Raw genomic sequence first — 3,634 nt, 5'->3', positions numbered from 1 at the left:
TTTTTTTTTCGACAAATATTAATGGGAGCACTTTTTGTCCGACATTCAGCCCGTTGATTATGCGTTCTGATTTTTTAATGTCGAGTTCTTAATTAACAATACTTGCAATTTTAAATTTATGGGCTCCAAAAATCTGGCATAAATAAACTTCAAGAACTAGCGGAGTAAAATCGGACTAGGTCATAAAAAACAGATAATTGTTAATGAGGGCATAAAACAATGACAATTTCAGGGCTGTCACTGCAAATTCTCTCTTTGTCATTGTAAGCGAAGCGGTTCAATTTCAGATCGCCACGGCAACTACGTCGCCTCGCGATGACGCTATGTAAGGTAAAAAATACTCCGTTAATAACCGCGATTTATCTACGAACGGAATAAAAATTGTTAAAACTTGGTGACAAAGCAAAAATTTTACTATATAATTTCTTTTCACTTCTGGATGGGCTAGTTTAAAACTTAGCCCTTGACAAAGTTTCAAGAGGTCGTTATAAATTTTCGGCCCACAAAGGAAAGGCCGTGTGGGTTATATTTTTGTTTGGTGAGGTTTGAAATATGCCAACAATTAACCAGCTGATAAGGCTTGGGAGAGAAAAAAGGAAGACTAAGTCAAAGTCTCCGGCGCTAATGGGTTGTCCGCAGCGCCGTGGGGTTTGTACGCGTGTTTATACTACTACTCCCAAAAAGCCAAACTCTGCGTTGCGTAAAGTAGCTCGTGTGCGTTTAACTAACGGCATAGAGGTTACGGCTTATATCCCAGGGATAGGTCATAATCTGCAGGAGCACTCGGTGGTGCTTGTGCGTGGTGGTCGTGTTAAGGACCTTCCTGGTGTGCGCTATAAGATTATTCGTGGGGCACTTGATGCCGCAGGTGTTCAGGACCGCCGCAAATCTCGTTCTAAGTATGGAGCTAAAAGACCTAAATAAGGGTAGGAGCTATGCCACGAAAAGGACCAGTACCAAAAAGAGAAGTGCCGCCTGATCCTAAATACGGTAGTGAGTTGGTGGCTCGTTTTATTAACCGTTTGATGCTTGATGGAAAAAAAAGTGTGGCCCGTCGCATTTTTTACGGGGCCATGGAACTTTTGCGCGAAAAAAGCGGGGGAGAGGACCCTTTGCAAATTTTTGAAAAGGCAGTAGAAAACGTTAAGCCCCTGCTTGAGACCCGCTCGCGCCGGGTGGGTGGAGCTACGTATCAGGTGCCGGTGGAAGTGCGTCCTGAGCGTCAGCGCACTTTGGCTATTCGCTGGATAATTTTGGCTGCGCGTGAGCGCCCTGAAAAAACTATGGTAGAAAGGCTTGCAGGGGAGCTCTGGGACGCTTACAATAATCGCGGCGCAGCCATTAAAAAGAGAGAAGATACCCACCGAATGGCAGAGGCTAACCGGGCCTTTGCCCATTATCGGTGGTAACGTTTTAAATACCCATTTTTGAAGAATGGGGAGACTTTTCTCAAAGTTTCCCCATTCTTTATGTTTGAATTTTGGTTTTTGAATAAAGCTAAGGGGTTGAAAAAGGATGAACAAGGAATCCTTGGCCAAACTTAAAAAGACACGCAACATTGGTATAGTAGCGCATATTGACGCCGGTAAGACTACGACTACCGAGCGTATCCTTTATTATACCGGCCGTACTCACAAAATAGGTGAAGTGCATGAAGGTACGGCCACCATGGACTATATGCCTCAGGAACAGGAAAGAGGTATTACCATTACTTCTGCTTGCACCACCTGTTTCTGGCGGGATCATCGCATAAACATTATTGATACCCCTGGCCACGTGGACTTTACCGTAGAGGTTGAGCGTGCCTTGCGTGTGCTTGACGGCGCCGTGGTTATTTTTTGCGCGGTGGGTGGAGTTGAGCCCCAATCTGAGACTGTCTGGCGCCAGGCAGACAAGTATGGCGTTCCTCGTATAACTTTTGTTAACAAGATGGACCGTGTTGGGGCCAATTTTGAGGCCGTGCTTGAGCAGATGAAAACTCGCCTGGGGGCTAATCCTGTCCCTATTCAAATTCCTTATGGCGCTGAAGAAGATTTCCGTGGTGTTATTGATTTGGTGGAGATGAAAGCCATTGTTTGGGATGAGTCCACTCTTGGCGCCCGCTTCCATGAAGAAGAAATTCCAGCTGAGTTAAAGGATAAAGCTGAAGAGTTTCGTAATCTCATGCTTGAGGCCCTGGCTGACGTAAGTGAAGATATAATGCTTAAATATTTAGAAGGCGAAGAAATCAGCCCTAAAGAGATTCGGGAGGCCTTACGCGAAGGAACTGTCAAGCTTCAGCTGGTGCCAGTCCTTTGTGGTTCGGCCTTTAAGAACAAGGGCGTCCAGCCTCTTCTTGACGCTATTATTGATTATCTTCCTTCACCTTTAGATATTCCGCCAGTTAAAGGCATAAATCCTGAAACTGGTGAGGTGGAAGAGCGTATTACAGACCCGGATGCTCCGCTTGCCGCTCTAGCTTTTAAAATCATGACTGACCCTTACGTAGGAACCCTTACTTTCTTGCGCATCTATTCTGGAAGGATTGAAAGTGGCATGAGTGTATATAATGCCACCAAAGGCAAGCGTGAGCGTATTGGTCGTTTGGTGCGTATGCACGCAAACCGTCGTGAGGAAATCACTGAGGCCGAAGCAGGCGACATCGTAGCGGCCCTTGGTTTAAGAAATACTACTACTGGTGATACCCTTTGTGATGAAAATCATCCTATAGAGCTTGAGTCTCTTGAAATCCCTGAGCCGGTTATCTCGGTGGCCATTGAGCCCAAGACCAAGGCTGACCAGGAAAAGCTTTCGGTGGCCCTTCAAAAAATCGCCCTTGAAGATCCTTCTTTCCGGGTGGTTACTGATCATGAAACCGGCCAGACCCTTATCTGGGGAATGGGTGAGCTTCATCTGGAAATTATTGTTGACCGTCTTACCCGTGAATTTAAGGTCCAGGCAAACGTTGGTAAGCCTGAAGTAGCCTATCGTGAAACCATTACCGCTTCTGCTGAAGCTGAAGGTAAATACATCAAGCAGACCGGTGGTCGTGGTCAGTATGGTCACGTAAAAATTGTAATAGAGCCTAACCCTGAAAAGGGTTTTGAGTTTATTTCTGAAATTGTGGGTGGGGCTATACCTAAAGAATTTATTCCTGCTGTAGAAAAAGGCGTGAAAGAGGCTATGGAGCAGGGCGTGGTAGCTGGTTATCCGGTGGTAGATGTGAAAGTGCGCCTGGTAGATGGTAGCTATCACGAGGTTGACTCTTCTGAAATTGCTTTTGCTATTGCTGGTTCCATGGCTTTTAAGGAAGCAGCTCAAAAGGCCAAGCCCATTCTTCTTGAGCCTATTATGAAGCTTGAAGTTGTTACACCTGAGGAATATCTGGGAGATGTTTTGGGCGACATTTCTTCTAGAAGGGGTAAGGTCCAGGGTATGGAGCAGCGCCCTGGCGTGAGGGTAATAAAGGCCTTGGTCCCCTTGGCAGAAATGTTTGGATATGCTACAGAACTTCGTTCTAAGACACAGGGTCGGGCAACCTTTACCATGCAGTTCTCTCACTACGAAAAATTGCCTGAGGCCCTGGCGGAAGAAATTGTCCGCAAGTCCAAGTTAGCAGCGTAAAGGAGGAGAGGAGATGAGCAAGCAGAAGTTT

Annotated in this window: 3 protein-coding genes; all 3 read left to right on the top strand. The window is 46.0% G+C overall.

The annotated features are described in order from the left end of the window. Positions 1-552 precede the first annotated feature (552 nt). The 3 genes from rpsL (at position 553) to fusA (ending at position 3,603) form a co-directional block, all read left to right on the top strand. Complete coding sequence (rpsL, locus tag TH606_RS10695) at positions 553-924, top strand: 30S ribosomal protein S12 (RefSeq protein WP_013908062.1); 372 nt, start codon at positions 553-555, stop codon at positions 922-924. 11 nt (positions 925-935) lie between these two features. After that, a complete protein-coding gene (gene rpsG, locus TH606_RS10690; protein WP_013908063.1) occupies positions 936-1,409 on the top strand; it encodes a 30S ribosomal protein S7 in 474 nt (157 codons plus the stop codon). A 106-nt stretch (positions 1,410-1,515) separates the two neighbouring features. Continuing rightward, positions 1,516-3,603 carry an elongation factor G gene (fusA, locus tag TH606_RS10685; protein ID WP_068543905.1) on the top strand — a complete coding sequence of 696 codons (2,088 nt, stop codon included), beginning with the start codon at positions 1,516-1,518 and terminating at the stop codon, positions 3,601-3,603. Positions 3,604-3,634: the final 31 nt, after the last annotated feature.

This window comes from Thermodesulfatator autotrophicus, assembly GCF_001642325.1.
Classification (GTDB): Bacteria; Desulfobacterota; Thermodesulfobacteria; order Thermodesulfobacteriales; family Thermodesulfatatoraceae; genus Thermodesulfatator; species Thermodesulfatator autotrophicus.
The sequence above is the reverse complement of the archived record's forward strand: the minus strand, read 5'-3'. Positions and strand labels throughout refer to the sequence as shown.

What these genes read in the sequence shown, in the direction of transcription:
- fusA (WP_068543905.1), top strand. Translation starts at nt 1,516, where the DNA reads ATGAACAAGGAATCCTTGGCCAAACTTAAAAAGACACGCAACATTGGT.
- rpsG (WP_013908063.1), top strand. Translation starts at nt 936, where the DNA reads ATGCCACGAAAAGGACCAGTACCAAAAAGAGAAGTGCCGCCTGATCCT.
- rpsL (WP_013908062.1), top strand. Translation starts at nt 553, where the DNA reads ATGCCAACAATTAACCAGCTGATAAGGCTTGGGAGAGAAAAAAGGAAG.